Origin of the sequence: Halomonas sp. H10-9-1, from assembly GCF_040147005.1 — a bacterium.
GTDB lineage: Bacteria > Pseudomonadota > Gammaproteobacteria > Pseudomonadales > Halomonadaceae > Halomonas.
Window position 1 is genome coordinate 3,427,131 of record NZ_JAMSHO010000001.1, and the last position, 25,329, is coordinate 3,452,459.

Below are 25,329 nucleotides of genomic sequence, written 5' to 3' on the forward strand. Positions count from 1 at the left end.
CCGGCTCACAGCTCGTGGCCGGTCACCACCCGGCAGATGTCGGCGAAGCTTTGCGCCAGGGGTGTCGCCTTGTCGCCGGCGCCTACCGCGCGACGGATGTCGGTGGCCGAGACCAGCCCGCGTATCCACTCCTGACCCTGGTCGTCGCACTGGGTGACCAGCAGGTGCTGATCGGTCATCGACTCCAGCGACAGCAGCAGGTCCTCGACGGTCAGCGAGGCGAGCTGCTCCAGCGGCATGGCCGCGAGCCTGCGCCAGGGAGTCATGATCATGCCCACCGTCACCTCGTCACTCGGCAGGCCATGCTGTTGCATGGCGAGGGTAGTGCGCCGGCCGCCGATCACCTCGCGGGCCGCCAGCACGCCGATGCAGCGCTGCTGCTCGTCGAGGACCAGCAGCAGGCGAACGCCTCCATAACGCATCATCAGGTGTGCCTCCTCGACGCCCACATTGGCATGGATAGTGCGCGGTGGGATCCTCGAGAAGTCGGTCAGTACCTCCAGGGCGGGACTCGAGGCGCTCAGCCGGGGGCGGGGTGGTGTGACCAGCCGTGGCGGCGCCAGCAACTGGGGAAGTGGCTTGTAGGAAAGGTGCAGGGTGTTCATGGGGGAACTCCTTGTCAGGGTCATGGGGTGCCAGCGGCACCTCTCTCCTTCACGGTTTCAGAGCTCTCTTAAGACAACCTTAAGGCGACGCGGCCTACCCTGTCGCTCCCCCTTCTCCGACGACCCACCAACACCATGACAGCTCCCATGCTTTTTCCACTCCGACCGCTCTTCCGCCTCGGCACTCTCCTGCTGGGCGCGAGTTGCCTGATGCTCCCCTCGCTCGCCCTTGCCAGTGTCGGCCCCCTCGATCTCACCGGCTCCGGTATCGGCACGCTGTCGGTGGCACTGTTCGTGCTTGCCTATGCCCTGGTGATGTCCGAAGAGCTGCTGCACATGCGCAAGTCGAAGCCGGTGCTGGTCGCCGCCGGCCTGATCTGGGCGCTGGCGGCCTGGGCCTATACCGGCGCCGGCATGCCCGAGCAGGCCGAGACGGCCTTCCGCGAGACGCTACTGGAGTACAGCGAACTGCTGCTCTTCCTGCTGGTCGCGATGACCTACATCAACGCGCTGGAGGAGCGCCGTGTCTTCGACGCCCTGCGCGCCTAGCTGGTGCGCAAGGGCTTCAGCTACCGCAGCCTGTTCTGGATTACCGGTTTCCTGGCTTTCGGGATCTCGGCGATTGCCAACAACATGACCACCGCCATGCTGATGTGCGCGGTGGTGCTCAAGGTCGCCGAGGGCGACGACCGCTTCATCCGGTTGTGCTGCATCAACACGGTGGTGGCCGCCAATGCGGGAGGCGCCTTCAGCCCCTTCGGTGATATCACCACGCTGATGGTATGGCAGGCCGGCCAGCTACCCTTCGGCGCCTTCTTCCAGCTGCTGGCGCCCTCGCTGGTGAACTTCCTGGTGCCGGCCCTGTTGATGAACCTGTTCATCCGCAATCGAAAGCCGCCGAATCTCACCGAGGAGGTCTGGCTCAAGCGTGGCGCCCGACGCATCATCCTGTTATTCCTGCTCACCGTGGCCCTCTCGGTGCTATGCCACTCGGTGCTTGGCCTGCCCCCGGCCATGGGCATGATGTTCGGCCTGGGTCTGCTGCAGTTCTTCGGCTATTTCCTGCGCCGTAGCCTGCCGCGCTCGCTGGCCCGCAAGCACACCCGCTACGCCCAGCGGGGCGACTGGAAGAAGCTCGAACAGCTGGGCGGTGTGGTGCCCTTCGATATCTTCAGCCGCATCGCCCGCGCCGAGTGGGACACCCTGCTGTTCTTCTATGGCGTGGTGATGTGCGTGGGAGGCCTCGGCTTCATGGGCTATCTGGCCCTGCTCTCGGAGAGCCTCTACGGCAGCTGGGACCCTGTCTGGGCCAACGTCATGCTGGGGCTCGTCTCGGCGGTGGTCGATAACATCCCGGTGATGTTCGCGGTGCTCTCCATGGCGCCGGACATGTCCAGCGGCAACTGGCTGCTGATCACGCTGACCGCCGGGGTCGGCGGCAGCCTGCTGGCCATGGGCTCCGCCGCCGGCGTGGCGCTGATGGGGCAGGCCCGCGGGATCTACACCTTCGCCGGGCACCTGCGCTGGGCCCCGGCCATTGCCCTGGGCTACGCAGCGAGCGTGGCTACCCACCTGCTGATCAATCGCGCCCTGTTCTGACGCCGACGCCGCGGCGCCATCCGGCCGAGAGGCTCGCCGGGTGGCGCCACGGCCTGGCTCACGCCATGCGCTTGAGGGTATGGTCACGCAGCCAGAACTGGTGGGCCAGGCTGGCCGCCACGTGGCCGCCGATCAGCAGCCAGAGTAGATTGGCCAGCACCTCGTGGGTCTCCTCGGCGGCCTCCTCCAGCCACTCGATCTCGGCACCGGGAGCGATCAGTGGCAGGCCGAAGACCTCCACGCCGTGGCCGCTGCCCAGGGCGACGAGCAGGCCGCTCACCGGGATCACCAGCATCGCCCCATAGAGCGCCAGATGGCCCAGCCGGGCCGCCCACTGCCAGTGGGCATGCGCCTCGAGCCTGCCGTGGTTCATACCGCGCCACAGCAGCCGGGCCACCAGCAGCCCCAGCAGCAGCACCCCGACGCTCTTGTGCAGCGCCATGGCCTCGCGCTCGCTCATGCCGATGAGCTCCGCCAGCCACTCGGTGCCGAGCATCAGGATCAATAGCGTGGCCATGCTCCAGTGAAGCGCCCGTGAGACGGCGCCGTAACGGTGTTGGGAATCCAGCCAGTTCATGTCGTCATCCTCCTCGGACGATGGACGACGACCGTTTTACGCCAGGGCGGCTTACAGGAGCCTTAACGCCGCGTTCATGGGGCGTTCATCATCGGTAGAAACGCGACAGCGCCTGCAGTACCTCGCCGGCCACCTCGGGCGAGGGTCGCACCGTCTCGAGCTCGTTCATGCGGTAGTCGTAGGCCTCGAAGGCGCCGGTCGGATGCACGGCGATCTGGTATTCCGGCAACAGGATGCCGTAGCCCATGTAGCTACCGGAGAGCAGCCAGTCGCGTGGGGCGCCGGGGGCGAGCAGGCTGCGCCCCAGGGTATAGCGCTCGGGGGCGGCCTCGCAGCCGAGCAGTTCCTCGAGCAGTGTCGGGGCGATATCGGCATGCTGGGTGCGCCCCTCGAGCACACCGCCGGGGCGCCCCGGCAGGTGCATCACCAGCGGTACCTGGACCTGCTCCGGGGTGTAGTTGCTGCCGTGTCCCCAGTAGTTCCGCCCATGCTCGTTGAACGACTCGCCGTGGTCCGAGGTGATCACCACGGCGGTATCGTCGAGCCTGCCGCGTCGCTCGAGGTCGTCAAGCACTCGCCCGAGCTGCGCATCCACGTAGCGCGCCGCGGTACGGTAGCGATTCCAGTAGGGCTCGGGGTCGAAGTCGGGACCCAGCGCCATATGGTTGATCTGCTCCCAGTAGGGAGTGAAGCGGGGGAAGTCGGGGGGATGGCTGTAGCCATGCACAGCGTCGTAGAAGAGGAAGCCGAAGAAGGGCGCGGCGTCGGGTGCCTCTGCCGAGGCCTCCCTCCAGGCCAGCCAGTCATCGGTGATCTGCCGATCGCGCTCCCAGGGCTCGCCCTCAGCCGGCGTCAGCGAGACGTCCTCCAGGCCGGCGAAGACGTTGCGGTCGAAGGCGGGGCTCACCAGGGTCGCCGAGGAGAGCACCTGGAAACGATAGTCGGCGGCCTCGAGCTTCTCCATCAGCACCGGCGGCGTCTGGCCACCGGTAAAGGCATCCCAGTAGGTGACCGGCAGGCCGTAGAAGAGGCTGAATACCCCCGCCTTGGTGGAGTTGCCCCCACTGAAGTGCTCGGCGGCCCGGTACCAGCCGGGGCAGTTGGCGTAGCGACTCAGGTTGGGCATCACCTCGGGATTCAGCAGGTCATGCCGCGCGCTGTCCAGCACCACCAGCAGCAGGTTGTGGGACGCGGCCGCCGGCGAGCAGCTCAGCGGCGCCGAGGGATAGGCCAGGTCATGGGCCTTTCCCTGTGCCGCCTCCAGCTCCACCCGATCGCGCACCGCCTGGGGGTCGACCCAGCCCCGCTTGACGAACAGGCGCTTGGCGGTGGCGGGATAGAACAGCGGCACATGACGGGTCATGCCGGTGATGTCGCGGTCGTAGTGGGCGTCGGCCCAGGCGTGCCAGCCGTGCACCCCGAGCAGGGCCAACAGGCCGAGGGAGAGTGCCGGCAGCACCGGCCGCGACAGTGGACGCCGCTTGAGCCATAACCCCAGGGCCCCCTGCAGCGCCAGCATCGCCAGCACACCGCCGATGGCCAGGGCCCAGGCCAGCCAGGAGAAACTGAAGACGTCGCCGCCAGCGTTGACCAGCAGATCGAGGATGAAACCGCTCAGGTGGAAGCGGTACTGGGCGTAGACGAAGGTGTCGAGCAGCAGCACCAGCTGCAACAGGCCGGCCCACAGGGTGGTGACCAGCCACAGCCAGGGCGCCCGAAGCAGCGGGGCCAGCAGCAGCAGCGGCAAGGCCCCCAGCCACACCAGCAGCCCGATATGGCCGAGGAACACCAGCAGCAGGTAGCCCCACTGCTCGGCGCCCTCGGGAGCCATGTAGGGGAGATAACGCAGACTGATCAGCCAGGCGAGCAGCAGGTTGGCCAGGGTCCAGGCGCCCAACCAGCGCCAGCGATGGAGAAGGGATGCAAGCATGTGATGGCCACGATCATGAAAGGGCCCGACACGAAGCCGCGATACTCGGCCTGCCGGGTGGTGGAAAGATACCGGGATCGGCGCCGTCACACTCTGGTCATGCCACCTTAAGCAATCCTTAAGGAAGGCGCGCCACAGTCATGGTGCATGCTGATACCGCCGCAACCCGAGGCAACACCATGACCCGGAGTCCGATAATAACACTCGCAGACACCCTCGTCGCCGAGAATCGCGCCATCGTGCCGCTGCTGCTCATCGGCCTGGCGTTGCTGGCCCTGGGCGTGCTGGCCGCCGGCTGGGAACCCATCGAGCTGCCGCTGGGGCTTGCTGCTCTGGGCACCCTGGCGCTCGTCCTGCTCACCCCCGAGCGCTGGCAAGACGAGGAAGCACGGGACACCGTCAACAGCCTGGTACTGGCCAGCCTGATCACCCTGGCGGGCTTCCATGTGATGGCGTGACCCCCGCGCCTCGAGCGTCTCGCCAGAGGCGTTGCCCGGCCTTTACAGCCCTCCCCGGGACGTGGATAGTGTGGCTCGATGACAGGGGCGCCGCGGCACTCGCCGTGGCTGAGACGCACCCTTGGAACCTGACCCGGATCATGCCGGCGCCGGAAGTCGTGCAGCCCGCCCCGCCGCCTGCACCTCCCGCGCCCGGGAGGAATAATGACCACCACCACCCGCGGCCCGATCGACCCCGCCGCCCACCTGACTCGCCTGCGCCAGCGCGCGCCGCTGATTCACAACATCACCAATCTGGTGGCCATGAACCCCATGGCCAACGTGCTGCTGGCCCTGGGCGCCTCGCCGGCCATGGTGCACGCCCGCGAGGAGGCCGCCGAGTTCGCCGCCCTCGCCGATGCCCTGACGGTGAATATCGGCACCCTCTCCCCCCTCTGGGTCGAGGCCATGGAGGAGGCCGCCGCGGCCGCACGGCATGCGGGCAAGCCCTGGGTACTGGACCCGGTGGCGGTGGGCGCCACTGGCTACCGCCGCGCGACAGGCAGGCGCTTGCTGGAGCAACGACCCACGGTGATCCGCGGCAACGCCTCGGAGATCCTCGCCCTGGAGCACCGGGGCAGCGGCGGGCGCGGCGTGGACAGCAGCGACCCCATCGAGGCCGCCACACAGGCTGCCGTGGCCCTGGCTCGCCGCCTCGATGCCGTGGTGGCGGTGACCGGCGAGATCGACCTCGTCACCGACGGGCGGCGCCTGGCGCGGGTTCCCGGCGGCCATGCGCTGATGCCGAAGGTGACGACCCTGGGCTGCGCGCTCACCGGCGTGGTGGCGGCCTTCCTGGTCGGTGCCGAGGATCCCTTCATCGCCACTGTGGCGGCCCTGGCCTGCTACGGCGAGGCCGGCCGTCGGGCCGGCGTCGGCGTAGCAGGCCCCGGCAGCTTCGCCGTGGCCTTTATCGATGCCCTCTATGCCCTCGATGACGAGCAACTCTTCGCCCTGCCCACCCTGGAGGTGACCGATGCGCCTTGACCTCTCCCTGTACCTGATTACCGATCCGGCCCTGTGCGCCGGCCACGGCCTGGTGGAGACCGCACTCGCCGCCGTGCGCGGTGGCGCCACGCTGATACAGCTGCGCGACAAGCACGCCGGCGACGGCGAGCTGATCGACCAGGCGCGCAGGCTCAAGGCGGCTCTTGCCGGCAGCGGGGTACCGCTGATCATCAACGACCGCCTGGCCGTGGCGGTGGAGAGTGGTGCCGACGGCCTGCATATCGGCCAGGACGACGGCGAGGTGGCCGCGGCTCGGGCGGCGCTGGGGGAACAGGCGATACTGGGCCTCTCGGTGCAGACCCTGGACCAGTTGGCACGCATCGATGCCGAGCGCCTCGACTACCTGGGGCTTGGCCCGGTGTTCGCCACCCCCAGCAAGCACGACCACGCCGAGCCGCTGGGCTTCGCGGGGCTCGCCAGCCTGGTGGCGGCGAGCCCCCTGCCCAGCGTGGCCATCGGCGGACTCAAGGCGGAACACGTGGCGGCGACCCACCAGGCCGGCGCCCAGGGCCTGGCGGTCATCTCGGCGATCTGCGGCATGCCGGACCCCGAAGCCGCGGCACGGGCATTCTGGCGCTGATCCTCCTCACGCCGCGGGGCGCCGCGCCAGCGAGGTTCGCCGTTCGTGATAGGCGATGGCCAGGCCGCTGACGATGATCAGGCTGCCGCCGACGAAGACCCAGATGTCCGGCACCTCGCCCCAGAACCACCAGCCCAACAGCACCGCCCACAGCAGCGCGGTGTAATCGAAGGGCGCCACCAGTGCGGCCGGTGCGTAGCGAAAGGCCAGGGTCAGGCCGGTCATGGCGCCCACGCCAAGAAAGCCCGCCACCAGGAAGGCCGGCCAGTGCAGCGGCGCCGGCGCCTGCCACACCCACGGCAGCGTCATGGCGGAGATCAGCAGCGGCACCAGGGTGGTGTAGAAGACCAGTGCCCAGAGGTGCTCGCGGCTGCCGTAGCGCCGCGCGGTGATCATGGTCAGCGCATAGAACACCGCCGCGCCGACCACCACCAGGGCCCCCATCTGGAAGCTCTCACCACCAGGGCGCACCACCACCAGCACGCCGACAAAGCCCAGCGTGGTAGCCAGCAGTGTCGGTCGGTCGACCCGCTCACCCAGCAGCGGCACCGAGAGCAGGGTGACGAACAGCGGTGCGGCGAAGGCGATGGCGGTGGTCTCGGCCAGGGGCAGCAGGGTCAGCCCCCACATGAAGCAGATCATGGTGCCGGTGAAGATCAGGCCGCGCAGCAAATGCACACCGGGACGCCGGGTAGCCAGGGTCCGCAGGCCACCATTGAAGCGCGCGATCAGCGCGATCAGCGGCAGCGACACCAGGGTGCGAAAGAAGATGATCTGCAACGGCGAGTGCACTTCACCCAACCACTTGGTGATGGCATCCCCCAGCGCCAGGCAGAGCACGCCCAGGCACATGAAGCCGATTCCCTTGAACGACTCAGACATCGCGACTCCTCTTCCCGATCATCCCGCGTGACAAAAGCACCACCCCGCCGATCAGGGATCAACGGGGTGGTATCGTGGTCAGGCTAGAAGGTTCGCAGACGAACGGCAAGAACTAGAGGGTGGCGTTGACCACCATGCAGTCGATGCCATCGCGGGCCAGGCTACGACAGGCGCGGTAGGCCTGGTTCTCGTCGAGGTTGACCAGGCGAGCGCGGAACAGTGATTGCGGCCCTGGCACCTCATGGACATCCACGCGGGCATTGGCCAGGTCGCTGGCCAAGCGGTCGGCGGCACGGCCGGCGAGGCTGCGGGCGTTGTCGGGATTGCTGAAGGCGCCCACCTGGACCCCCCAGCCGCCGCTGCGTCCCAGCGGCTCGAGGCGCTGGCTGGTGCGGCTGGCCGGCTCGTGGGCCTGGGAGATCAGCTCGCGGATCGGGTCGTTGGCCGAGCCCTGGGCGGTCTCCGGCAGGGCTGATGCCGTGCGGGGCAGCGGCTCGGGGACTTCCAGGCTAGCCAGCCGAGCCGTCGGCGCGGGCGCAGGCGCGACAGGGCGGCTAGCCAGTTGAACCGGCTCCGGCGCGGGTGCAGGAACCACAGGGCGGCGCGCCGGCTGCACGGCAGGGCCGGGCCGCGCGACGCCAGCCGCGGCGGGTATCAGGCGTTCTCCGGAGAAGTCGGCTGAGGCGACCCAGTCACCGCGGCCGAACAGCGAGGCGCGCACGAAGCCTCGGTCCAGCAGGTCGGCCATATGGGCGTCCCGAGAGGCCGCGGTGAAACCGCCCATCACCACCGATACCAGCCTGCGGCCATTGCGCACCGCCGAGGTCGCCACGTTGAAGCCCGAGGCGCGGATAAAGCCGGTCTTCAGGCCATCTGCCCCGGGGTAGTTGTCGAGCAGCCGGTTATGCCCGGTGATGGTCTTGCCCCTCCAGTTGAAGCTGGTGCGCGAGAAGTAGTGATAATACTGCGGGAAGTCCTGCATCAGCCGCAGCGACAGGGTGGCCATGTCACGGGCGGTGGTGGTCTGGCCGGCGTCGGGCAGGCCGTTGGCATTGCGGAAGGTGGTGCTCGTCATGCCCAGGTCGTGCGCCTTGTCGGTCATCATGCGCGCGAAGTGGGTCTCGCTACCGCCCAGGGCCTCGGCCACCACCACGGCTACGTCGTTGGCCGACTTGATGATCAGCGCCTGGAGGGCGGTCTCCACCGGAATCGTCGAGCCGGCCTTCACATAGAGCTTGGAGGCCGGCTTTCCTGCCGCATAGGCAGAGACCGGCAGCGCCTGATGGAGGCTCAGGCTACGACCCTCGAGGGCCTCGAACAGCAGGTAGAGCGTCATCATCTTGGTCAACGACGCCGGATAGCGGGTCTCCTCGGCATTGGCGGCGTGGAGGATTTCGCCGCTCTCCACATCGACGACGATGGCGGCATAGCGCGGGTTGGCCTGTGCCACTCCGGCCAACAGCATCGCCAGGCTCACCAGCAGCCCGAACGCCAACAGCCGTGGGCGGCCCATGGCCCTGATCGCGGTCACCATACTCTTGCTCCCTCGAATGTCCGATAACGCGCCTTTTGCGGCTTCTGAACCCATTATGGCCGGCATGCCACCACTGTACAGCGCGATTCGGCAAAAAAGTGCGACCTCCACAATCCTTAGCCCAGCAGCCGGCCTCCCCCCAGCCAGATAAGCCGCAGCGCCAGCAAGGTCAGGGCCCACTTGAACAGCGTATCGAAGCGGTGCTCGGAGAGCCGGCTGAGCAGGCGCAGGCCCAGCCAGGTACCGAGGAACCCCGAGGCGATCATGGCCAGCATCAGCCCCAGCCAGTCGCGAAAGACGAAGCCGGCGATGCCGAACACGAAGGCCTTGGTCAGGTGCTGGGCGCTCATGCACGCCGAGAAGGTCGCGACCTTGGCCAGCCGGTCGCCTTGCCCCTGCTTGATGAAGGCCGCCACCATGGGCCCACTGGCACCCACCAGACTGGAAAGCAGGGTGGTCAGGGCGCCGGCCAGCAGCACCCCGACGCGCCCCAGGGCGCGCCTGGGCAGTCCCGGCCCCCAGCAGCTATAGAGCACGAAAGCGGCAATCGAGAGTTCCAGCAACCCGGCGGGCAGGCGCACCAGCAGCCAGGCCGCCGCCAGGGCACCCAGCACCACCCCGGGCAGGAAGGCGGCGATCACCTTGCGGTCGACATGGCGCCAGGTCAGCGCTACCCGTCCGACATTGGAGCCCGTCTGCACCATGCCGTGCACTGGGATCAGCGCCGCCGCCGGCATCACCTGGGCCAGCGCCATGATCATCAGCAGTCCGCCGCCGACACCTACCGCCGCGGTGAAGGCGGAGGTAAACACGGAGATCACGATCAGCAACAGGTTGATGCCGGCGGAGAGCGGCGAAAGCAGATCAAGCAGCAGCATTGGGGCTCCCGGGGAGGATTTATTACGGCGCCCAAGGGTAGCGAGAAAGCGCTCCGTAAGCCCCTATTGATTGAGTGTACTCCGTGTCGGGCCCCAAAGATGCCGCATTTAGTCAATCAAATGTTGCTTAACGCCAACAATGTGTATCTATGGCTGGCCACACTATGCGGGTCAAATCCTCCAACACAGGGAGCGGAGCATGAACCGCAACGTTATTCTGACCTGCGCCGTCACCGGTGCCGGCGCCAGCATTGCGCATATCCACGTGCGCGACCCGGAGACCGGCGGCATCAGCCACTCCCTGGACCACTTCCGTGAAGTAATGGAGCGCGTTCGCGAGGCGGACGTCGACATCGTCATGAACATCACCGCCGGCGGCGGTGGCGATTGGATCCCCGATGTCGAGGACCCGACCCGCGGCGGCCCGGGCACCGATATCCAGACGCCCGCCCAGCGCCACGAGCCGGTGGGCGAACTGCTGCCCGAGCTGTGCACCCTGGACTGCGGCAGCCTCAACTTCGGCGACATGGTCTATATCAACACCGCCGACTGGCTGCGCGAGCACGCCCGCCTGGTGCAGGCCGCCGGCCGGCCGGTCGCCGAACTCGATCGCCGTCGCGATGACTTCCTGGTCGAGCTGCTCGACCTGGTGCAGAAGTACTGGCCCGAGGCCGAAGGCCTCGAGGGACGCATCTGATGGTGATCCTGGAGAGCCGTGTCGCATCGGAGTGGGTCGACTACAACGGCCACATGAACGACGCCGAGTATGCCCGGGTGTTCTCCCTGGCGCTGGAGGCGCTGATGGATCATATCGGCCTGGACGCCGCAGGACGCGAGCGCCACGGCTATACGATCTACACCCTGGAGACCCACCTCTGCTATCGCCGCGAGGCCCACGAGGGGCAGCCACTGAGCGTCGCCGTGACCCTGCTGGATCGTGACGCCAAGCGTCTGCATGCCTTCCTGGAGATGCACGACATGGAGGGCAACCTGCTGGCCACCAGCGAGCAGATGCTGATGGGCATGAACCAGGCGAGCGGCCGACCGTCGCCCTTCCCGCCGGAGGTCGTGGAGGCCATCGCCACCCTGCCCCAGGCAGAGGCTTCGGCCTGGCCGGCCCTTGCAGGCCGCACCATCGGCATTCGGCGCTAACACTCGCTGCTGTTCGACGACGGTGCCGCCCCTGGGCGGCACCGCGGGATCGCCGGCCCGTGGCCCGGTTAAAGAGGATAAGATCATCGCTAATCACACTCCCCCATTCGTCCCTCATCCCCGTCCGAGGATGCGTCCCCCTATGTAGAGCTCGACACCGACTACATGGTCACCGAGCTGGCCCAGGGTGGCTTCTTCCAGGGCATGCATCGCGGCATGACCATTACCTCCGCCTTGCTGGTGCTGGCCTTTGTGCTGTTCACCGGCTTCGGCTCGGAGACCGCCGGCATGCTGTTCGGCGCCACCCGCGCCTGGATCGAAAGCACCTTCAGCGGCTACTACCTGATCACGGTGATGCTGCTGTTGACGGTATGCGCGTTTATTGTTCTGAGTCGCTATGGCAGCGTACGGCTGGGCCCCGATGACAGCCGCCCGGAATTCAGCAACTTCGCCTGGTTCTCGATGCTGCTTTCCGCCGGTATCGGCATCGGCATCCTGTTCTTCGGCGTCGCCGAACCGATCTTCTATCTCGACGATACCGGCGGCTTCGGCTACCCCAACAACCCCCACGCCGACATGGCCGGGGCCACCGCCATCGGCCATGAGCGTGCCATCGACGCCCTGCGCGTCACGGTCTTTCACTGGGGGCTGCACGGCTGGGCCATCTACGTGATCGTCGGCATGTCGCTGGCCTACTTCGCCTATCGCAAGGGGTTACCCCTGGCGCTACGCTCGGCACTCTACCCCTTTATCGGTGAGCGGATCTTCGGCCCACTGGGGCATCTGTTCGATATCCTCGGCGTGCTGGGCTGCGTATTCGGCGTCGCGACCTCCCTGGGCCTGGGCGTCAGCCAGATGGCCGTGGGCCTGGAGCGCCTGGTGGGTATCGGCTCGGGCCTGCCGACGCAGCTGATCCTGATCGCCCTTATCTCGGTGATCTCGATCCTCTCCGCCGTTACCGGGGTACGCCGCGGCATCCGCATCATCTCGGAGATGAACATCTGGACCTCGCTGTTCGTGGTCGGCGTCTTCCTGATCGGCGGCCCTACGCTGTGGCTGATCACCGCCTTCGGCGAGACCCTGCTCGACTATGCGATCAACTTCATTCCCATGGGACTGTGGTTCGCGGACGAGCCGGCGACGGAGACGTGGCAGCAGGGCTGGACCATCTTCTACTGGGGCTGGTGGCTGGCCTGGGCGCCCTTCGTCGGGCTGTTCATCGCACGTATCTCCAAGGGCCGTACCCTGCGCGAGTTCGTGCTGGGAGTCCTGCTGGTCCCCACCCTGATCATCTTCGTCTGGCTGATCATCTTCGGCGGCAACGCCATGTATCAGGAGCTCAATGCCAGCGGTGGCCCCGGTAGCGCCGGCATCATCGAGCTGGTCAACGCGCCGAGCCAGGCAGGCGATCACGCAGAGCTGACCCCTCGGGGCACAAGGCATCCAGCCCCAAAGACAAGGCCCGCCCCGGAACGCCCGGGGCGGGCCTTGTCATTTATAGATTATTTATAGAAGAGTGCCCGCTGTTTAGCGGGCACTCTTATTTATCTCTCACAACTTACTCCAACACAACTCTCAATCTAACTCTTAAACCTGCTCTCGGCCTAGCTCTTCAGCTACCCCTTCAACTAAAATCAAAAAACTATTTAACTGAAACCAAAAAACTCTTGGCCTTACCTCCACTTTCCGCCAGCACCTTATAAATCTTTCTCATTAAACAATACAAGCAAGAAAGACGCCCCCTTGCATAATTAAAACAAAAGTCAGCAGAGCTTCACAAGAATTGATTTTTACTGAATTTCAATGATACGCACCTCTTTTTCAAACCCCATCATCACCACTTTCACGACCTCTCCCACCTTCGAGGAGAGCAGCGCCGCGCCGAGAGGCGAGAATATCGACACCAGTCCCCGTCTCGGATTCGACTTGCCGGGCTCTGTCAAGGTATAGGTGCGCCGCTCGCCTGTCGACAGGTCGACGATACGTATCATCCTGTCAATCGATGCCACGCTCGGATCCCCTCCCGCACCAGCCGCCAGTTTTTCGATCTTCTCCTCGACAGAGGCGTAATCGACTGGCCGTCCTCGAAAGAAGAAGGGGTGACACATACCCTTGGAGAAAACCTTGCCGACCGAACGATTTGCATAAATCACTCTAGACCTCAAAGCCACTGTCACGCCTCAAGATAGATAGCTTGCCATACCAGCCGTATGGTATATGGGATCACTACTTCCAAACCGCACAACCATACTCGGTATAAAACAAAAGGCAAGCCAAGAGGTTTATATATTAAATATAGCCAAAAACGCTATTTAAAAATGATAGCCAGGAAGAATCGCCAAAAATATCGAGAAAGTAGTATCATTTACTCTGCGCGCACCCTTGCAGCAAGGTACTGAAGAAAAACGTCCGGCAACAGGCCACCACCTCGGCGCCCCTGATCATGAGAATCCAGCCCCCCGATACCCGCCCAGAACGCATCGGCTTCCTGCTACTACCGCGATTCGCCATGGTGGCCTTCTTCTCGGCGATCGAGCCGCTGCGCATCGCCAACCGCATCAACGGGGAGAGGCTATTCGAGTGGGACCTGATCAGCCGCGATGGTGAGCCGGTAATCGCCTCCAACGGCATGACCCTGAACGTCGGCTACTCGCTTTACGAGGCACCGCTGCTGCCCAGCCTGACGGTATGCGCCAGCTTCGAGCCTCAGAGCACCATCGATGACGAGCTGATTGCCTGGCTTCGCGAGCGCGCGGCGACAGGCTGTGTGCTGGGGGGCATGGATACCGGTTGCTACATCCTGGCCGCCGCCGGCCTGCTCGACGACCAGACGGTGACTCTGCACTGGGAGTGCTTGCCCGACTTCCGCTCCCGCTATCCCCGGGTCGATGCGGTCGAGTCGATCTATGAGGTGACCCCCGAGGGCTTCTCATGCGCCGGTGGCAGTGCCGCGATCGACATGAGCCTCGACCTGATCCGACGCCGGCACGGCGAGGAGCTGGCTACCCGGGTGCGTGACCAGTTGGTTCACGACCAGGGCCGTCGCCCTGCCAGCCGCCAGCGCGATCCCGTGATTCCCCAGGAGCCGCTGCTGCAGCGCGCCATCGCGCTGATGGAGGCCAATCTGGAAACGCCACTCGGCATCGGCGAGCTGGCCGATGAACTCGATATCTCCTGGCGCCCCCGAGTTCGACACTTTCAGCCCGGTTTTGGCCTGAAACCGGCCCCTGTGGTCTGAGAATTCAGTGACTTATCGAATCGGGGCCAACATTCTTGTAGTGACACGTTTTTCTCGTGGCACCTTGCCAATAGCTGAGTAGGCTGTCTATGGTGGTGACATGTTCGTCAAAGTCACCAAATCCGGGCCGCGCCGCTACGTGAAGCTCGTCGAGTCTTACCGCGACGAAGCCGGCAAATCGCGCCAACGCGTGATCGCGACGCTGGGACGCCTGGAAGCCGTCACGGCGGGGGAATCCAGCGCGCTGATCAATGGCCTGCTGCGCGTCTCCGGCCAGCCGACGCTTGAAGAAGGCACCGGCGAGACCGACTTTGCGCCGGCGCGATCCGTTGGCGATACCTGGCTGCTGACGTCGCTCTGGAAAGAGCTCGGATTGGATGACGCCTTCCGGCGGGTGCTACGCACCAAGCGGCAGTTCGATGCCGAGCGGCTACTGCGGGTCATGGTGTTCAATCGGCTATGCGATCCCGAATCGAAGCTCGGTGTGCTGCGCTGGCTAGAAGATGTGCTGGTGCCCGACGTCGACACAGCCTCGATCAGCCATCAGCACCTGCTGCGCACCATGGACACGCTGTCGAACTGCAGCGAAGCCCTCAATGACGTGCTGGCACAGCAACTCAAGCCGCTGATCGATCAAGAGCTGTCGATCGTCTTCTATGACCTCACCACGATCCGGGCAGAAGGCAGTACCTCACTCGATGGTGATGTCCGCCATTATGGTCCCTCGAAGGAGGGCGGGATCGCCCGACAGTTCATGCTGGGCGTCGTGCAGACGGCGGAAGGCCTGCCCATCCACCATGAGGTATTCGATGGCAACGTCGCGGAAACCAAGACGCTGCTGCCGACCATCGAGACCGTGGTCATGCGCTTCAACGTCCGCCGTGTCGTGCTGGTGGCCGACCGTGGGCTGCTCTCCCTCGATAACCTGGAGGCCTTGTCAGCCGTGCGTGTCGAGGGACGCCCCCTCGAGTTCATCCTGGCGGTTCCTGGTCGCCGCTACAGCGAGTTTGATGATCTGCTGAAGGTGTTTCATCAGACCCACTGCCAGGACGCCGACACCGAAGCCTATGGCGAGATGGCATGGCAGGATCACCGGTTGATCGTGGCGCACCGGCCGGAGGTCGCCAAGGTGCAGACGGCGGCGCGCGATCAAAAGCTCGAGGCACTGCAAGCTGATGCTCGCCAGTGGTTCGAGAAGCTGGATAACCAGGATGCCGGGCGTCGCTATCGCGGCAGAAAGCTCTCTGATGCCGGCGTGACGGCCAGGTTCTACAAGGCCGTCACTGATGCTCACCTCGGGCATATCCTGAAGGTCGACCTGACGGCCGAGACGTTTAACTACGTGCTGGATCAGCGAGCGCTCGATCGCGCCAGGATGCTGGATGGCAAGCTGCTGCTGGTCACCAATATGGCTGATCATGAGCCACAACAGATCGTGGAGCGCTACCGGGCGCTGGCTGACATCGAGCGCGGCTTCCGAGTGCTGAAGAGCGACATTGAGATCGCGCCGGTCTACCACCGGCTACCGGATCGCATCCGCGCTCATGCGCTGATCTGCTTCCTCGCCTTGGTGCTCTACCGGGTGCTCAGGATGCGACTGAAGGCGAGCAGTCATCCGCTGTCGCCGACACGGGCACTGGAGATTGCCCGCAAGATCCAGTTCCACCAGGTCCTGCTCCACCGTCGCGAGACGGCGAGCGGCCTGACCAAATTGAAGCCTGAACAGCGCGACCTTTTCGAGGCGATTGGCCTGCCGGCACCTGCTGCATCACGCTTGTAGTGCCAATTTTGAAAACGCGTTTCCAGGCTAATCAGTAGTTTACGCTCCTAACTGTCGAACTCGGGGGGCCCAGCTCTCGCTGCTCGACACGCCGGAAAGCCAGGCACGGCGGGAGCGCAGCGACCACCTGATGGCGACGCTGGATGCACTCAACCACAGGATGGGGCGAGGTACCGTCACGTTCGGGCGCGCCTCGCCCAAGGCCGCCTGGCAGCTGCGTTGCGCCAACCGCACGCCGCGCTGGACCACACGCTGGGACGAGCTGCCGCGACTGCGCTGACATCCTGTCAGCCAAACACCATCGTGTTTTTCCGACATCGCTCACACCACGTCGCCGTCGCCTGGCCCACAGTCTCTTTAATGGACACCAGCAGGGTGGGACATAGCATGGAGACCATCATACTGACCTGGTTGGATGACGGCGGCTGTGCGCTGATATGTGGCTGCGGCCAGAGTCAGCGGCTGACCCACAAACCCAGGACTTGGAACCGCTTCGAATTCCTATGGCTCTCGAGCAGGCGCTTCAGGATTCGCTGTCGCGCCTGTCACGCTCACATAGAGCGCTTCGTCAGCCACCCCCGCACCTGGCGCCGCGGCCGGCCTCACAGTGGGGGTAGCGGCGCTATCAGGCTGTCATCATCGTGAGTGGACGCGTTGACGCGGGTACTCACCGGCCAATGGGTGATCTGGCGAGGATCGAGGTGATGGACGGTCTGCCGCATGGTTTCCCGGTCGGTCAGATGCGGATCAAGCCACGGCGCAAGGCTTTCGGCATCCAGAGCCAATGGCATGCGGTCATGGATCTGCTTGGCCACACCTCGCGCCGGTTCAGTTAGGATGGCGCACCCTGGCTTGCCGTCAGGCCGCTCCGACCAGATACCCGCCAACCAGAGCGGCTGACCATCATCTCGTGTCAGGAAGTGGGGCTGCTTCTTACCATCGACTGGCGTCCACTCGAACCAGCCATTGGCAGGCACCAGGCAGCGGTGGTGGGCAAAGGCACCGCGGAAGTACCTTGAGGTCGCGACCTTCTCAACCCGTGCGTTGATGGGTTCAGGGGCTCCCTTGCCTGCCCAATGAGGGTGATAGCCCCACCACACCGCATCCAGTACCAGAGGCCCCTCATCGTCCAACCGGCGCACGGCGCTGATCCAGGTGCCCGGCGCCACGTTGTAACGCGGCACCAGGTCAGCCTCTGTGGCCTCCAGCGGCAGGCGCAGCGACGCTGCCAGGCTCGGATAGGGACTGTAGAGGGCAAAACGGCCGCACATGATCAGCGTTTAGCAAGAATCACGCAGTGATGCCGCTGCCCGGCCAAGCGAGTCCCGCAGCAGGCACAAGGACTCGCTGAGAACTCATCGTCCATGTCGCTATCTCCAACCGCAATCTGACCCTCGGTGCGTTGGATCTCAGCGATGGCCTCGCGAATTTCCCGCTCGCGCTCGGCTGCCCCCTCCTCGCTCAGTGAGTAGTCCAGCCCAGTGGCATCGTCATTGGCGATGATCATCAGGCAGTCAGTGCAGACCATGAACTGGTCATCTATGACCTCGATCGACATGCTCGCTTCCTCTGCAGCGGATATGGGTGGCGCTGCTATGAAGACAAGCAGGCCAGAAATTGTCACATGCTACCCCAGCCCCCACGCCCTTCACGAATGTTCGGCCGGAGCCACCCCCACCGTCTTCGCTGCCCCCACCTCGTAACCGCTGACCAGCACGTAGCGGCTGCCGCGGCGGTGGTCGGCCCACTTGCCGCGGTAGAAGCGCTCGTCGCGCAGCTGCCGCCAGTAGGGCGATACCGAGCGCGGGGCGGTCATCGCCAGGGTCAGCTCACGATCCTCGCGGTCAATGCCGACCTGGGAGAACGGAACGCCCTTCTTCCCCTCGGGGTGCTTATTCTTCATCCAGGCCGGCACCCCGTTCGACTGTGCCTCCGGGTAGGCGGAGAGGTACATGCCCAGGGAGAGCACGTAGCGCACCACCTCGCGCAGGATCATGCCCTCCTCGTCCGCCAGCGGCTGGGCGCGACCGCCGGCATGGTCGATCGCCTCGCGGTTAATGAAATCGGTAATCTGACTCGGCTTGAAGGCACCTCGCAGCATGGTGGGGTTGAGGCTCGGCTGGGTGTCCAGCGGGTTGTGGATCGCCACGATCAGCCACGGATCCCCGAGCCCCACCATGTCCACGCCGTGCGGGTTGTGGTGAGCTCGCAGGAAAGCCTCGTAGCGGCTGGGCAGCGTGGTGGAATCCACCCAAGCGACCAGGGCACCGTCCACCGAATGGCCATGGAAGGTCTGGCTGGTCGGAAACGACAGGGTGCTGAACGCCCAGGGCCACGACCAGGCGTCACCCTGCACCTTGCTCAGCTGCACCGTCTGCAGCCAGCTCGACAATGACGGCTCCGGTACCACCACCCTGCCCTCGCGGCCATGGTGCCACTCGAGCATCAGCACCTCGCCGTTGATGGAGTGCACCACCTGCTCATCGAGCACCATCTGGCCGAAGACCTCGGCCTCAAGCCTGGGCTTCTTGGGCAGTCCCATCATCTTCATCACCGAGCGGACGTAGCGGCGGGTGAAGCTGGGGTAGTGTCGATAGGAAGTTTGTAGCATTAACACCTCATTGAGCCGTGAGACCCAACCACTCAGGACATACTGGCAGCCGACTCTCTCAACCTCTTCGCGACCTCATGCCCAGTGCGACTGTCCTTCTTCATATCGCCCAGTTGCCGCAAGATCAGATCTCGCGTGGCAGTGAGCAGCAGAGGGTCGGAATCGACCTGTAGACCGGCAGCCTTCTCACGAACGGGCCAGAGCAACGTGTCCTTCAAGGCAAGCATGCCATTACGATCAGGAGCATCAAACTTGAGGTGCACTCGTTGGCCATGGCGCTGGCTAACGTCGGCTCGGAAGCGGTCGAGCTCCGCAATCTGATTGTTGGGCGTATCCGGGGTGGGTTTGAGCTTCTGCTCGGCCAGGCTGGCGGCCGCGGCATCGAGCATCACCTTCTGCTGTCGGCCAACACGATCATCCTGACGCCCCGGCAGCCGCTGCCCCCGAGGCACCAGCTCGATCTCCCCACCCTCAGACAGCTCACTTTCCAGAAGGTCATCCGTGGTCGCCCAGCGTTGGCCACCGAGCTGCAGTGCCGAGAGTGGCTTGCGCGCATGCCATGCCGCCAGCACGGCCTCGTAGGGCTGCAACATGTAGTCGAGCAACTTCTCGAAAACGGGGTCACCGTAGGTGGCGAAATGCAGGCGTCGCCGGTCCTCGGCACCCAGCCCATGCTCGAATAGTTCACGAGAAGTAGTCAGCAGCGTGTCGCGCGGTACGCCTGGAACGTCCACGAGGCGGAAGGCATCACCGTGGGCGAAGCTCTCGATGCCGCCTCCCAGTGCCTTCAGGTAGGCACTCTCGCTGATGATTCGCCAGATACTTTCCAGTGAAGCCGGCAGCGGCTCACGGCGCTGCTGTGCCTCCAGATGCTCGTAGGCGGCCTTCTGCTCCTCGGCCTTGAACTCGGTGAGCTGTTGTCGCTCCTGGATCCGATTCGCGTGCTCCTGCGCCCGGCGAATCAGCTCCTCCTCGTCGATCTTGCCCTCTTCCCCCTCGGCCTTGGCGTAGTCCTCGAAGTCCTCGGGCTGGATGGGCAGAAGCGAGAATTGCAGCTCCCCGGAAACGGTCAACGCCTCGCGGAAGCGTTTTACCAAGCGTGAGTAGACCACCTCCTCAACGCTGCCCTGATAGAGATAGTTCAGCACGTGGATCTGAGTGTGGTGCTGGCCGATGCGGTCAATACGACCGATACGCTGCTCCAGCATCATGGGGTTCCAGGGAAGGTCGAAGTTGATCAGCAGGTCGGCGCTCTGCAGGTTGAGGCCCTCGGCAGCAGCGTCGGTGCACAGCAGGATATCAATGTTGCCCGCCACGAAGCGCTGCTTGATGGTGGTACGGTCCATCCGTTCCGGCTGGAATTCCCCGGCTCGCCGGAGTGTGCCACCGGCGCCGGAGAAGGTACCGATCGGACAACCCGGCAGCCGCCGGCGCAGCTCCCCATGCAGGTACTCCATGGTGTCGGTGTAGCGCGTGAACAGCACCAGCTGACGGACCCGGTCGCTGCTATTGATGCGCCGCTGGTCGATATGCTCCAGCAGCTGACGCATCTTGCGTGGCGTGGAGGGTAGCTTGTCCATGGTGGCAATCAGCCTCGACACGGCGCCCTGCTCCCAGGTGAGGTCACTCTCTGTGCGGTGCTTGAGCACCAACCCTTCCACCTCATCGTCTCTCAGCTCTTCGAGTTCTTCACGTGAGCCATCCGAGGTCGCGACCTGCTGCGCCTTGTGGTCGAGCGTCTGCTGGATCTTGTCCAGGCGTCGCTTCAGTGAGCAGTGCAGCGCATGGAAGGACGAGGCGAAGCGTAGCCGCAAGAAGCTCAGGTAGAAGCCGATGGCGGCGCGCTGCCGGCCCTCCTCCATGTTGGCAGCCATATGACTTGCCAGGTCGGCGCAGTACTCCTGCAGCTGGTCATAGACCTCCCGCTCGACGCCGCCAAGCGGAATGATGCTGGGGGCAACCTCACGCCAGGCAAGGTTGGCGTTAAGCAGCCCCTCACGCTGATAGGCACGCAGCAGCGAGCGCGTGTGCCGCAGCATACTGCGCCCCAGCGGTGCCAACAGACTCAGCGCCGGCTGCACCTCGTCCCAGATCATCGGCTCCAATGAACGATCAGTGAAGTCCTCCAGTCCAGTTTTACCGAACGGGCTCAGCACATGCTCATTGACGAAGTGCCACTGTTCCGGAGAAGAGCTCCGCACATTGTTCAGGTAGCGACACAGCCATTCGCCTTCATAATGAGCCATCGGCTCCTGGTGGAGCAGCTTGTCGCGCACCCGGTAGAAGATTTCACACAGATCCTCGGAGAACTGGACAGCCCCGGCGGAAGGCATCAGCTTCAGCAGGTCGAAGGCCTCTACACGGTTGAGCTGCATCGGCGTGGCGGTGGCCAGCAGCAGAGTTCGCGACTTTCCATATAGCGCACCCTGCAGCTCTTGGTAGAGCTTGTTGAAGCGCGGCATGGTGGTCTGATTATCAGGCGTCTGGCGCCGGGCCTTGTGGGCCTCGTCCACCAGCACCAGGTCAGTCTCGGGAAGGTTCGCCAGCAGCCTGCCGCCGTGGCGGTTGATCACCAGTCCCGTCGAGATGATCTCCAGCGGTGCATCGAACATCTGGCCCTGCCCCTGCATCGGCTCGCCATCCAGCAGGTCGATACGCTCCCAGCGCCCCTTGCGGCTGGTACGCCTGACGAAGGGCAGATAGAACTTCTCGGCCATCTCCACCAGCCACTGCGAGGTCAGCGAGGCCGGCGCAAATACCCGAATCGTGCTGGCACGGCCACTCAGCCACAGAGCCCGGAAGGCCAGCCCAGCTTCGATGGTCTTGCCAAGGCCTACCTCGTCACACAGCAGATGGTTGCGGGGGTAGGTCTCCAGCAGGCGATTGGCCACAAAGCGCTGATGCGGCCAGGGCTCGATGGGCGTGGTTTCGATGGCGACACGCTCCCCGCCCGGCAGCAGGGGCGCGAGTCGCAGCATGGCAAAGCGTAGCCGCTCGGCGAAGCTCGGTGTGAGCTCATCCTTCTCTCTCACCTGCTTCGTGTGTGTGGCCATCGGCGTACCGTCGATCTCGCGCAGGCTACCGGCGTTGCGGGCAATCTTGACCAGTTCGGCCTCGACAGCCTCAGGCAGCGAGAATGTTCTGATCGCCGGGTGGTTGCCCTGCCACAGCGCCTTGAAGTTACGGTGCTTCTGAGGGATCGCCTTTCTCCCCCAGTCTTCCCATGACGGATGCACATTAATGTTCTCGGCATTGATAGCCAGCGCCGTCTGCGACTCGTTGAGCGAGCCGGAAATGTAAAGCTCATCCTGGCCATCGCCGAGGATCGCCCACTTCTCATGGAGGTAGCCATCCTGGGCGTAGTCCAGTGGCTGTGGTGACCCATCCTTGGCATGCACCCGCAGGCCAACGCGAAGGCTGAGGTAGCCATTGGCCACCATCCACGCCAGCAGCTCGACACCATGCCGCATGGCAGAAGGCCACTGTTGAGTCGATGCCAGCTCCGCCAGCATGGCCTGGCTGGCACGCTGCTCATCGCCCTGCAGGATCGCGGCGGCATCGTCGGGATCGAGCTGCATCCCGACAACGAAGCGCGCCTCTCCGCCATTCTCGATGAAACGCGAAAACCCCTGAGATGCTGCCGCCAGCGACGAAGAGCTGAAGTAGCCGGCGACACGGTCGTAGCGCGTCGCCCGGCTCAGCGCCGGAATGTAGAAGTCGTGCAGCACATCCACCAGCTTGCCATCTTCCCGGATATCGGAGGTGGCGTAGCTCGGTTCCCAGGGATAGTCGCGTAATGGCATGGTGGCCTCCTTGCGTAATGAGCCTGATCCTATGAGTTGGTTAGCGATGCCAGGGCATTCCACTCCAGCGCCCGGGACCGCCAGTGCTCCTCGATCTGCTGTACGAAGTCAGGATGGACCAGCTTCGCGCGACGCTCGCACCACTCGGGGCCATCCTGTCGGATCACGATGCCTTCCAGCTTGCCATCCCGGTAACCGCTACGGCCGGTGCGCACCAGCGCTTCCAGCTCCCTGGCAGTAAAGCGCCCGCTCTTCAACAGGGGCACGGTGGCCAGGCCGAGCCGCGCGACCAGATCATTGCGCCGCTCCCGGTTCCAGAAGCGCTGGGCCTGGCGATCGTAGACATCGAAGACCAGGAACCAGTCCGGCAGGCTGGCGTAGTCGAGGGAGTGGCGTGCGGCACACCACTCGCCGAAGAGGATGACATGCTCTGGAAGGTGGGCCTGGAAACTGGCCAGGTGCTGCATCAGCCACTGGTTGAGTCGCGAGAACTGCCCGCGAAACGGCGGCTCCAGGTAGGCACCCCGGTTCTGGGCACGTAGTTGGCCGTTCTCGCCCCAGGAGATGCCCAGGTTCGCGCCATCCAGCTTCTCCTCCACCAGCACCTCACCCGCTAGCAGCGCCTCCACCTCGGGAGGGTCCAACAGCTTGTCGTCACGGGGCTCACCCTCGCCCAGCCAGGCAAGGTGCGGGGTGTGGGGAAAACGGAAGAAGTCACTCATCAGGCGGGAACTCGGGCATGGTCTGGTTGGGAAACTTCTGCGCGTAGAAGCGCCCCACGTCATCGGGGCAGACGAAGCGAAAGTGCACGCCTGCCTGAGACAGCGGCTGCCACCAGTTGAGCCATTTGCAGTCAGCGGCCTGGAGGATAGGCGGGTTCTCGGCGTCGGCAGCCGCCACGGCGATAAACTTGCGATCCGGCGGGTCGAATTCGCGCTGGAGCGCGTGGTCGGGAAATTCCTCGAACCAGTCATCGGCGCTCGCGGTAACCGACACCTCGGCGACGTGTTTGGGATTAGCCTGCTGCCGGAGCAGATGTTTGAGAAAGACATCGCCTGGCCCCGGCTGGCCACGGTTCGGGTTCAGCTTGTGATGGTACTCGCTCAGGATGTGCCACTCGTCATCGATCACCGTGACCCCACCCTGTCGCAGGCTGTCGAGCGCCTCGATGCAGGTGATCACGCACTCCTCGGAGATATCCGCATGGTCACGGTTTGCTACCAACAGCACGTTGGTATCGACCACGGCTCGCCTCATGTATTAGCCTCCTGCGCCTTCCTTGCCTTGCGCTTGCGTGCCGCAGCCAGCGCCCGCTGGGTGATGTCCTCCATGTCATCGCCGAAGAAGCCATCCGGCCAGTTCTCGATATCGCCATACTCGTTGAGCCGCAGCGGCTCCAGGTGCGCACCGTTGCGACGGCGCGTCACGAAGTAGACCGCCACCTCATCGGGTGTCACCTCGCCTTCGGCGATGCGCCGCTGCAGGCGGTTGAGGAAGTGCTCGGAGTGGCTTTCGATGATCAGCTGGGTGTTACGGTTCTCGCCGTTCTCTCGCGCATGGATTGCGCTGATGAAAGCATCCGCCAGATTGGCCTGAACGCGCGGATGGAGGTGGATTTCCGGCTGCTCCATCCACAGCACCGAGTGTGGGGGGGCATAGAAGGCCTGCACCAGGGCCGGCAAGATCTGCGAGACGCCGAAACCGACATCGGTCAGCTTCACCCAGGGCGCACCGGCATGGGCCTGGATCAGCACCTCATACTCCTTGCGCCCTTTCGCAATGGGCTCGACCTTGAACTCATGGATGATGCCCAGGTTCTTCAGCCAGCCGGCGATAAAGGCATCGAAGGGTTGATACTTCTGCTTGGGCCCGCGGTTGAGCTGCCGCCCCTGTTGGGTAGCGGCCAGTATCGCCGGAATGGTCAGCTCACCTTCAGCCCCAACATCGGGCGGGGTATCACCCGACCAAGGATAGACGCGTTTGGGCGGGCTGCGCAGCGGGCCGAGGTGGTAGAAGTTCTCCAGCAGCTGCTCGGCTTCCAGCACGAACTCGGTAAGGAAGTGGGCATTCTGGTAGCGCGACAGCGTCTTGTCCGAGAAGCGGTAGAACTTCTCCGGCGCCTCGACACCCCAGTTCCGTCCCTGGGCATGCACCAGCCGCAGCGGCTCGCACTTGAGTAATGCCTTGCCGTCACGGCGCCCATGCCGGACCTTGAGCACCTCGTCATCACCTTGATGCAGGGTATAGGAGAACTGTCGCGTCTCGGGCTGCTGCGCCTTGCTGGCAGCGATCTCTGCCTCCAGGGTGAGCTCATCGCCACAAAAGGTCTGGTCAGGATTGAGGATGTCGCTCAGCTCAAGTGGAGTGCGGCTCTTCCAGCTAAGCGAGAAACCCAGCGCCTGGTTCAGATCGTGGTCATGCAGGCAGTCCTCGAAGGTGCCCAGATCGATTAGCGAGTTGTCGTCGCCCAGGTGCAGGGAGCGCTTGCGATCAGTCAGCAGCGCTGTCTGCTTGAGTGCCAACAGGAGATGGCCCAGGCTCGATTTCCCTGAGCTGTTGGTGCCGAAGATCACCGTCAACGGCGCCAGGCGCATCGGCCCGGTGTCCCGCCAGGCCTTGAAATTCTGCAGTCGCAGCTCAGTGAGCATGGGCCTC

At 64.5% G+C, this 25,329-nt stretch carries 22 protein-coding genes and 3 pseudogenes; 11 read left to right on the forward strand and 14 right to left on the reverse strand.

Annotated features, from left to right (window positions below; translation table 11 throughout):
• Positions 1 to 5 precede the first annotated feature (5 nt).
• Entirely contained in the window at positions 6 to 605 is a 600-nt protein-coding gene (locus NFH66_RS15900; protein WP_349611188.1) for a CBS domain-containing protein, read from the reverse strand.
• 135 nt (positions 606 to 740) lie between these two features.
• Here NFH66_RS15900 and nhaD point away from each other — a divergent pair.
• Positions 741 to 2,204 (forward strand): annotated as a pseudogene (gene nhaD, locus NFH66_RS15905) (sodium:proton antiporter NhaD).
• A 58-nt stretch (positions 2,205 to 2,262) separates the two neighbouring features.
• Here nhaD and NFH66_RS15910 read toward each other — a convergent pair.
• Together NFH66_RS15910 and NFH66_RS15915 are read right to left on the reverse strand one after the other, a co-directional pair.
• On the reverse strand, positions 2,263 to 2,781 hold the full coding sequence (locus NFH66_RS15910; protein WP_349611189.1) for a cytochrome b: 519 nt from the start codon (positions 2,779 to 2,781) through the stop codon (positions 2,263 to 2,265).
• A gap of 88 nt (positions 2,782 to 2,869) precedes the next feature.
• Positions 2,870 to 4,711, reverse strand: a complete 1,842-nt coding sequence (locus tag NFH66_RS15915; RefSeq protein WP_349611190.1) for a DUF3413 domain-containing protein — start codon at positions 4,709 to 4,711, stop codon at positions 2,870 to 2,872.
• A gap of 179 nt (positions 4,712 to 4,890) precedes the next feature.
• Here NFH66_RS15915 and NFH66_RS15920 point away from each other — a divergent pair, with 179 nt between their 5' ends.
• From NFH66_RS15920 to thiE, 3 genes are all read left to right on the forward strand, one after another.
• On the forward strand, positions 4,891 to 5,169 hold the full coding sequence (locus NFH66_RS15920; protein WP_349611192.1) for a hypothetical protein: 279 nt from the start codon (positions 4,891 to 4,893) through the stop codon (positions 5,167 to 5,169).
• A 204-nt stretch (positions 5,170 to 5,373) separates the two neighbouring features.
• Complete coding sequence (gene thiM, locus NFH66_RS15925) at positions 5,374 to 6,195, forward strand: hydroxyethylthiazole kinase (RefSeq protein WP_349611194.1); 822 nt, start codon at positions 5,374 to 5,376, stop codon at positions 6,193 to 6,195.
• Positions 6,185 to 6,796 (forward strand): thiamine phosphate synthase, encoded by a 612-nt coding sequence (gene thiE, locus NFH66_RS15930; protein ID WP_349611196.1) that lies wholly within the window; start codon positions 6,185 to 6,187, stop codon positions 6,794 to 6,796. The genes thiM and thiE overlap by 11 nt, the downstream gene beginning before the upstream one ends.
• A 6-nt stretch (positions 6,797 to 6,802) precedes the next feature.
• Here the strand turns inward: thiE and NFH66_RS15935 are convergent, their stop codons facing one another.
• From NFH66_RS15935 to NFH66_RS15945, 3 genes are all read right to left on the reverse strand, one after another.
• Entirely contained in the window at positions 6,803 to 7,678 is an 876-nt protein-coding gene (locus NFH66_RS15935; RefSeq protein ID WP_349611198.1) for a DMT family transporter, read from the reverse strand.
• 112 nt (positions 7,679 to 7,790) lie between these two features.
• Positions 7,791 to 9,212: a serine hydrolase gene (locus NFH66_RS15940; RefSeq protein WP_349611199.1), complete on the reverse strand. Its 1,422-nt coding sequence runs from the start codon at positions 9,210 to 9,212 to the stop codon at positions 7,791 to 7,793.
• Positions 9,213 to 9,328: 116 nt separating this feature from the next.
• Complete coding sequence (locus tag NFH66_RS15945) at positions 9,329 to 10,090, reverse strand: TSUP family transporter (protein ID WP_349611200.1); 762 nt, start codon at positions 10,088 to 10,090, stop codon at positions 9,329 to 9,331.
• Between the two features lie 199 nt (positions 10,091 to 10,289).
• Here NFH66_RS15945 and NFH66_RS15950 point away from each other — a divergent pair.
• The 4 genes and pseudogenes from NFH66_RS15950 to NFH66_RS15965 form a co-directional block, all read left to right on the forward strand.
• Positions 10,290 to 10,679: pseudogene (locus tag NFH66_RS15950) on the forward strand (3-keto-5-aminohexanoate cleavage protein); the annotation flags it as partial.
• Positions 10,668 to 10,787, forward strand: a pseudogene (locus tag NFH66_RS15955) (L-carnitine dehydrogenase); the annotation flags it as partial. The pseudogenes NFH66_RS15950 and NFH66_RS15955, both read left to right, overlap by 12 nt.
• The gene (locus tag NFH66_RS15960) at positions 10,787 to 11,242 is read left to right on the forward strand and encodes a thioesterase family protein (protein WP_349611202.1); all 456 of its coding nucleotides are present in this window, start codon (positions 10,787 to 10,789) and stop codon (positions 11,240 to 11,242) included. The pseudogene NFH66_RS15955 and the gene NFH66_RS15960, both read left to right, overlap by 1 nt.
• A gap of 165 nt (positions 11,243 to 11,407) precedes the next feature.
• Positions 11,408 to 12,754: a BCCT family transporter gene (locus tag NFH66_RS15965; protein WP_349611203.1), complete on the forward strand. Its 1,347-nt coding sequence runs from the start codon at positions 11,408 to 11,410 to the stop codon at positions 12,752 to 12,754.
• A gap of 278 nt (positions 12,755 to 13,032) precedes the next feature.
• Here the strand turns inward: NFH66_RS15965 and NFH66_RS15970 are convergent, their stop codons facing one another.
• Positions 13,033 to 13,395, reverse strand: a complete 363-nt coding sequence (locus tag NFH66_RS15970) for a GreA/GreB family elongation factor (RefSeq protein ID WP_349611205.1) — start codon at positions 13,393 to 13,395, stop codon at positions 13,033 to 13,035.
• Positions 13,396 to 13,685: 290 nt separating this feature from the next.
• On the opposite strand from NFH66_RS15970, the gene NFH66_RS15975 reads away from it, so the two are divergent.
• From NFH66_RS15975 to NFH66_RS15985, 3 genes are all read left to right on the forward strand, one after another.
• On the forward strand, positions 13,686 to 14,480 hold the full coding sequence (locus NFH66_RS15975; RefSeq protein ID WP_349611206.1) for an AraC family transcriptional regulator: 795 nt from the start codon (positions 13,686 to 13,688) through the stop codon (positions 14,478 to 14,480).
• Between the two features lie 100 nt (positions 14,481 to 14,580).
• The gene (locus NFH66_RS15980) at positions 14,581 to 16,260 is read left to right on the forward strand and encodes an IS1634 family transposase (protein ID WP_349611208.1); all 1,680 of its coding nucleotides are present in this window, start codon (positions 14,581 to 14,583) and stop codon (positions 16,258 to 16,260) included.
• Between the two features lie 130 nt (positions 16,261 to 16,390).
• Positions 16,391 to 16,540 (forward strand): DUF4113 domain-containing protein, encoded by a 150-nt coding sequence (locus tag NFH66_RS15985; protein ID WP_349611209.1) that lies wholly within the window; start codon positions 16,391 to 16,393, stop codon positions 16,538 to 16,540.
• 322 nt (positions 16,541 to 16,862) lie between these two features.
• Here the strand turns inward: NFH66_RS15985 and NFH66_RS15990 are convergent, their stop codons facing one another.
• The 7 genes from NFH66_RS15990 to NFH66_RS16020 form a co-directional block, all read right to left on the reverse strand.
• Positions 16,863 to 17,531 (reverse strand): SOS response-associated peptidase, encoded by a 669-nt coding sequence (locus tag NFH66_RS15990; RefSeq protein WP_349611210.1) that lies wholly within the window; start codon positions 17,529 to 17,531, stop codon positions 16,863 to 16,865.
• Between the two features lie 2 nt (positions 17,532 to 17,533).
• On the reverse strand, positions 17,534 to 17,818 hold the full coding sequence (locus NFH66_RS15995) for a hypothetical protein (protein WP_349611212.1): 285 nt from the start codon (positions 17,816 to 17,818) through the stop codon (positions 17,534 to 17,536).
• Between the two features lie 90 nt (positions 17,819 to 17,908).
• Positions 17,909 to 18,871, reverse strand: a complete 963-nt coding sequence (locus NFH66_RS16000) for a hypothetical protein (protein WP_349611213.1) — start codon at positions 18,869 to 18,871, stop codon at positions 17,909 to 17,911.
• A 32-nt stretch (positions 18,872 to 18,903) separates the two neighbouring features.
• A complete protein-coding gene (locus tag NFH66_RS16005; RefSeq protein ID WP_349611214.1) occupies positions 18,904 to 22,674 on the reverse strand; it encodes a helicase-related protein in 3,771 nt (1,256 codons plus the stop codon).
• A 29-nt stretch (positions 22,675 to 22,703) separates the two neighbouring features.
• Positions 22,704 to 23,396 (reverse strand): RNA ligase family protein, encoded by a 693-nt coding sequence (locus NFH66_RS16010; RefSeq protein ID WP_349611215.1) that lies wholly within the window; start codon positions 23,394 to 23,396, stop codon positions 22,704 to 22,706.
• Positions 23,389 to 23,931: a hypothetical protein gene (locus NFH66_RS16015; RefSeq protein WP_349611217.1), complete on the reverse strand. Its 543-nt coding sequence runs from the start codon at positions 23,929 to 23,931 to the stop codon at positions 23,389 to 23,391. Before NFH66_RS16015 ends, NFH66_RS16010 begins: the two co-directional genes overlap by 8 nt.
• The gene (locus NFH66_RS16020) at positions 23,928 to 25,322 is read right to left on the reverse strand and encodes a DUF3696 domain-containing protein (RefSeq protein WP_349611218.1); all 1,395 of its coding nucleotides are present in this window, start codon (positions 25,320 to 25,322) and stop codon (positions 23,928 to 23,930) included. The genes NFH66_RS16015 and NFH66_RS16020 overlap by 4 nt, the downstream gene beginning before the upstream one ends.
• Positions 25,323 to 25,329: the final 7 nt, after the last annotated feature.

Excerpts from the sequence above, each read along its gene's own strand:
- NFH66_RS15900 (WP_349611188.1), bottom strand. The coding sequence starts at position 605 with ATGAACACCCTGCACCTTTCCTACAAGCCACTTCCCCAGTTGCTGGCG.
- NFH66_RS15910 (WP_349611189.1), bottom strand. The coding sequence starts at position 2,781 with ATGAACTGGCTGGATTCCCAACACCGTTACGGCGCCGTCTCACGGGCG.
- NFH66_RS15915 (WP_349611190.1), bottom strand. The coding sequence starts at position 4,711 with ATGCTTGCATCCCTTCTCCATCGCTGGCGCTGGTTGGGCGCCTGGACC.
- NFH66_RS15920 (WP_349611192.1), top strand. The coding sequence starts at position 4,891 with ATGACCCGGAGTCCGATAATAACACTCGCAGACACCCTCGTCGCCGAG.
- thiM (WP_349611194.1), top strand. The coding sequence starts at position 5,374 with ATGACCACCACCACCCGCGGCCCGATCGACCCCGCCGCCCACCTGACT.
- thiE (WP_349611196.1), top strand. The coding sequence starts at position 6,185 with ATGCGCCTTGACCTCTCCCTGTACCTGATTACCGATCCGGCCCTGTGC.
- NFH66_RS15935 (WP_349611198.1), bottom strand. The coding sequence starts at position 7,678 with ATGTCTGAGTCGTTCAAGGGAATCGGCTTCATGTGCCTGGGCGTGCTC.
- NFH66_RS15940 (WP_349611199.1), bottom strand. The coding sequence starts at position 9,212 with ATGGTGACCGCGATCAGGGCCATGGGCCGCCCACGGCTGTTGGCGTTC.
- NFH66_RS15945 (WP_349611200.1), bottom strand. The coding sequence starts at position 10,090 with ATGCTGCTGCTTGATCTGCTTTCGCCGCTCTCCGCCGGCATCAACCTG.
- NFH66_RS15960 (WP_349611202.1), top strand. The coding sequence starts at position 10,787 with ATGGTGATCCTGGAGAGCCGTGTCGCATCGGAGTGGGTCGACTACAAC.
- NFH66_RS15965 (WP_349611203.1), top strand. The coding sequence starts at position 11,408 with ATGGTCACCGAGCTGGCCCAGGGTGGCTTCTTCCAGGGCATGCATCGC.
- NFH66_RS15975 (WP_349611206.1), top strand. The coding sequence starts at position 13,686 with ATGAGAATCCAGCCCCCCGATACCCGCCCAGAACGCATCGGCTTCCTG.
- NFH66_RS15980 (WP_349611208.1), top strand. The coding sequence starts at position 14,581 with ATGTTCGTCAAAGTCACCAAATCCGGGCCGCGCCGCTACGTGAAGCTC.
- NFH66_RS15985 (WP_349611209.1), top strand. The coding sequence starts at position 16,391 with ATGGCGACGCTGGATGCACTCAACCACAGGATGGGGCGAGGTACCGTC.
- NFH66_RS15990 (WP_349611210.1), bottom strand. The coding sequence starts at position 17,531 with ATGTGCGGCCGTTTTGCCCTCTACAGTCCCTATCCGAGCCTGGCAGCG.
- NFH66_RS15995 (WP_349611212.1), bottom strand. The coding sequence starts at position 17,818 with ATGTCGATCGAGGTCATAGATGACCAGTTCATGGTCTGCACTGACTGC.
- NFH66_RS16000 (WP_349611213.1), bottom strand. The coding sequence starts at position 18,871 with ATGCTACAAACTTCCTATCGACACTACCCCAGCTTCACCCGCCGCTAC.
- NFH66_RS16005 (WP_349611214.1), bottom strand. The coding sequence starts at position 22,674 with ATGCCATTACGCGACTATCCCTGGGAACCGAGCTACGCCACCTCCGAT.
- NFH66_RS16010 (WP_349611215.1), bottom strand. The coding sequence starts at position 23,396 with ATGAGTGACTTCTTCCGTTTTCCCCACACCCCGCACCTTGCCTGGCTG.
- NFH66_RS16015 (WP_349611217.1), bottom strand. The coding sequence starts at position 23,931 with ATGAGGCGAGCCGTGGTCGATACCAACGTGCTGTTGGTAGCAAACCGT.
- NFH66_RS16020 (WP_349611218.1), bottom strand. The coding sequence starts at position 25,322 with ATGCTCACTGAGCTGCGACTGCAGAATTTCAAGGCCTGGCGGGACACC.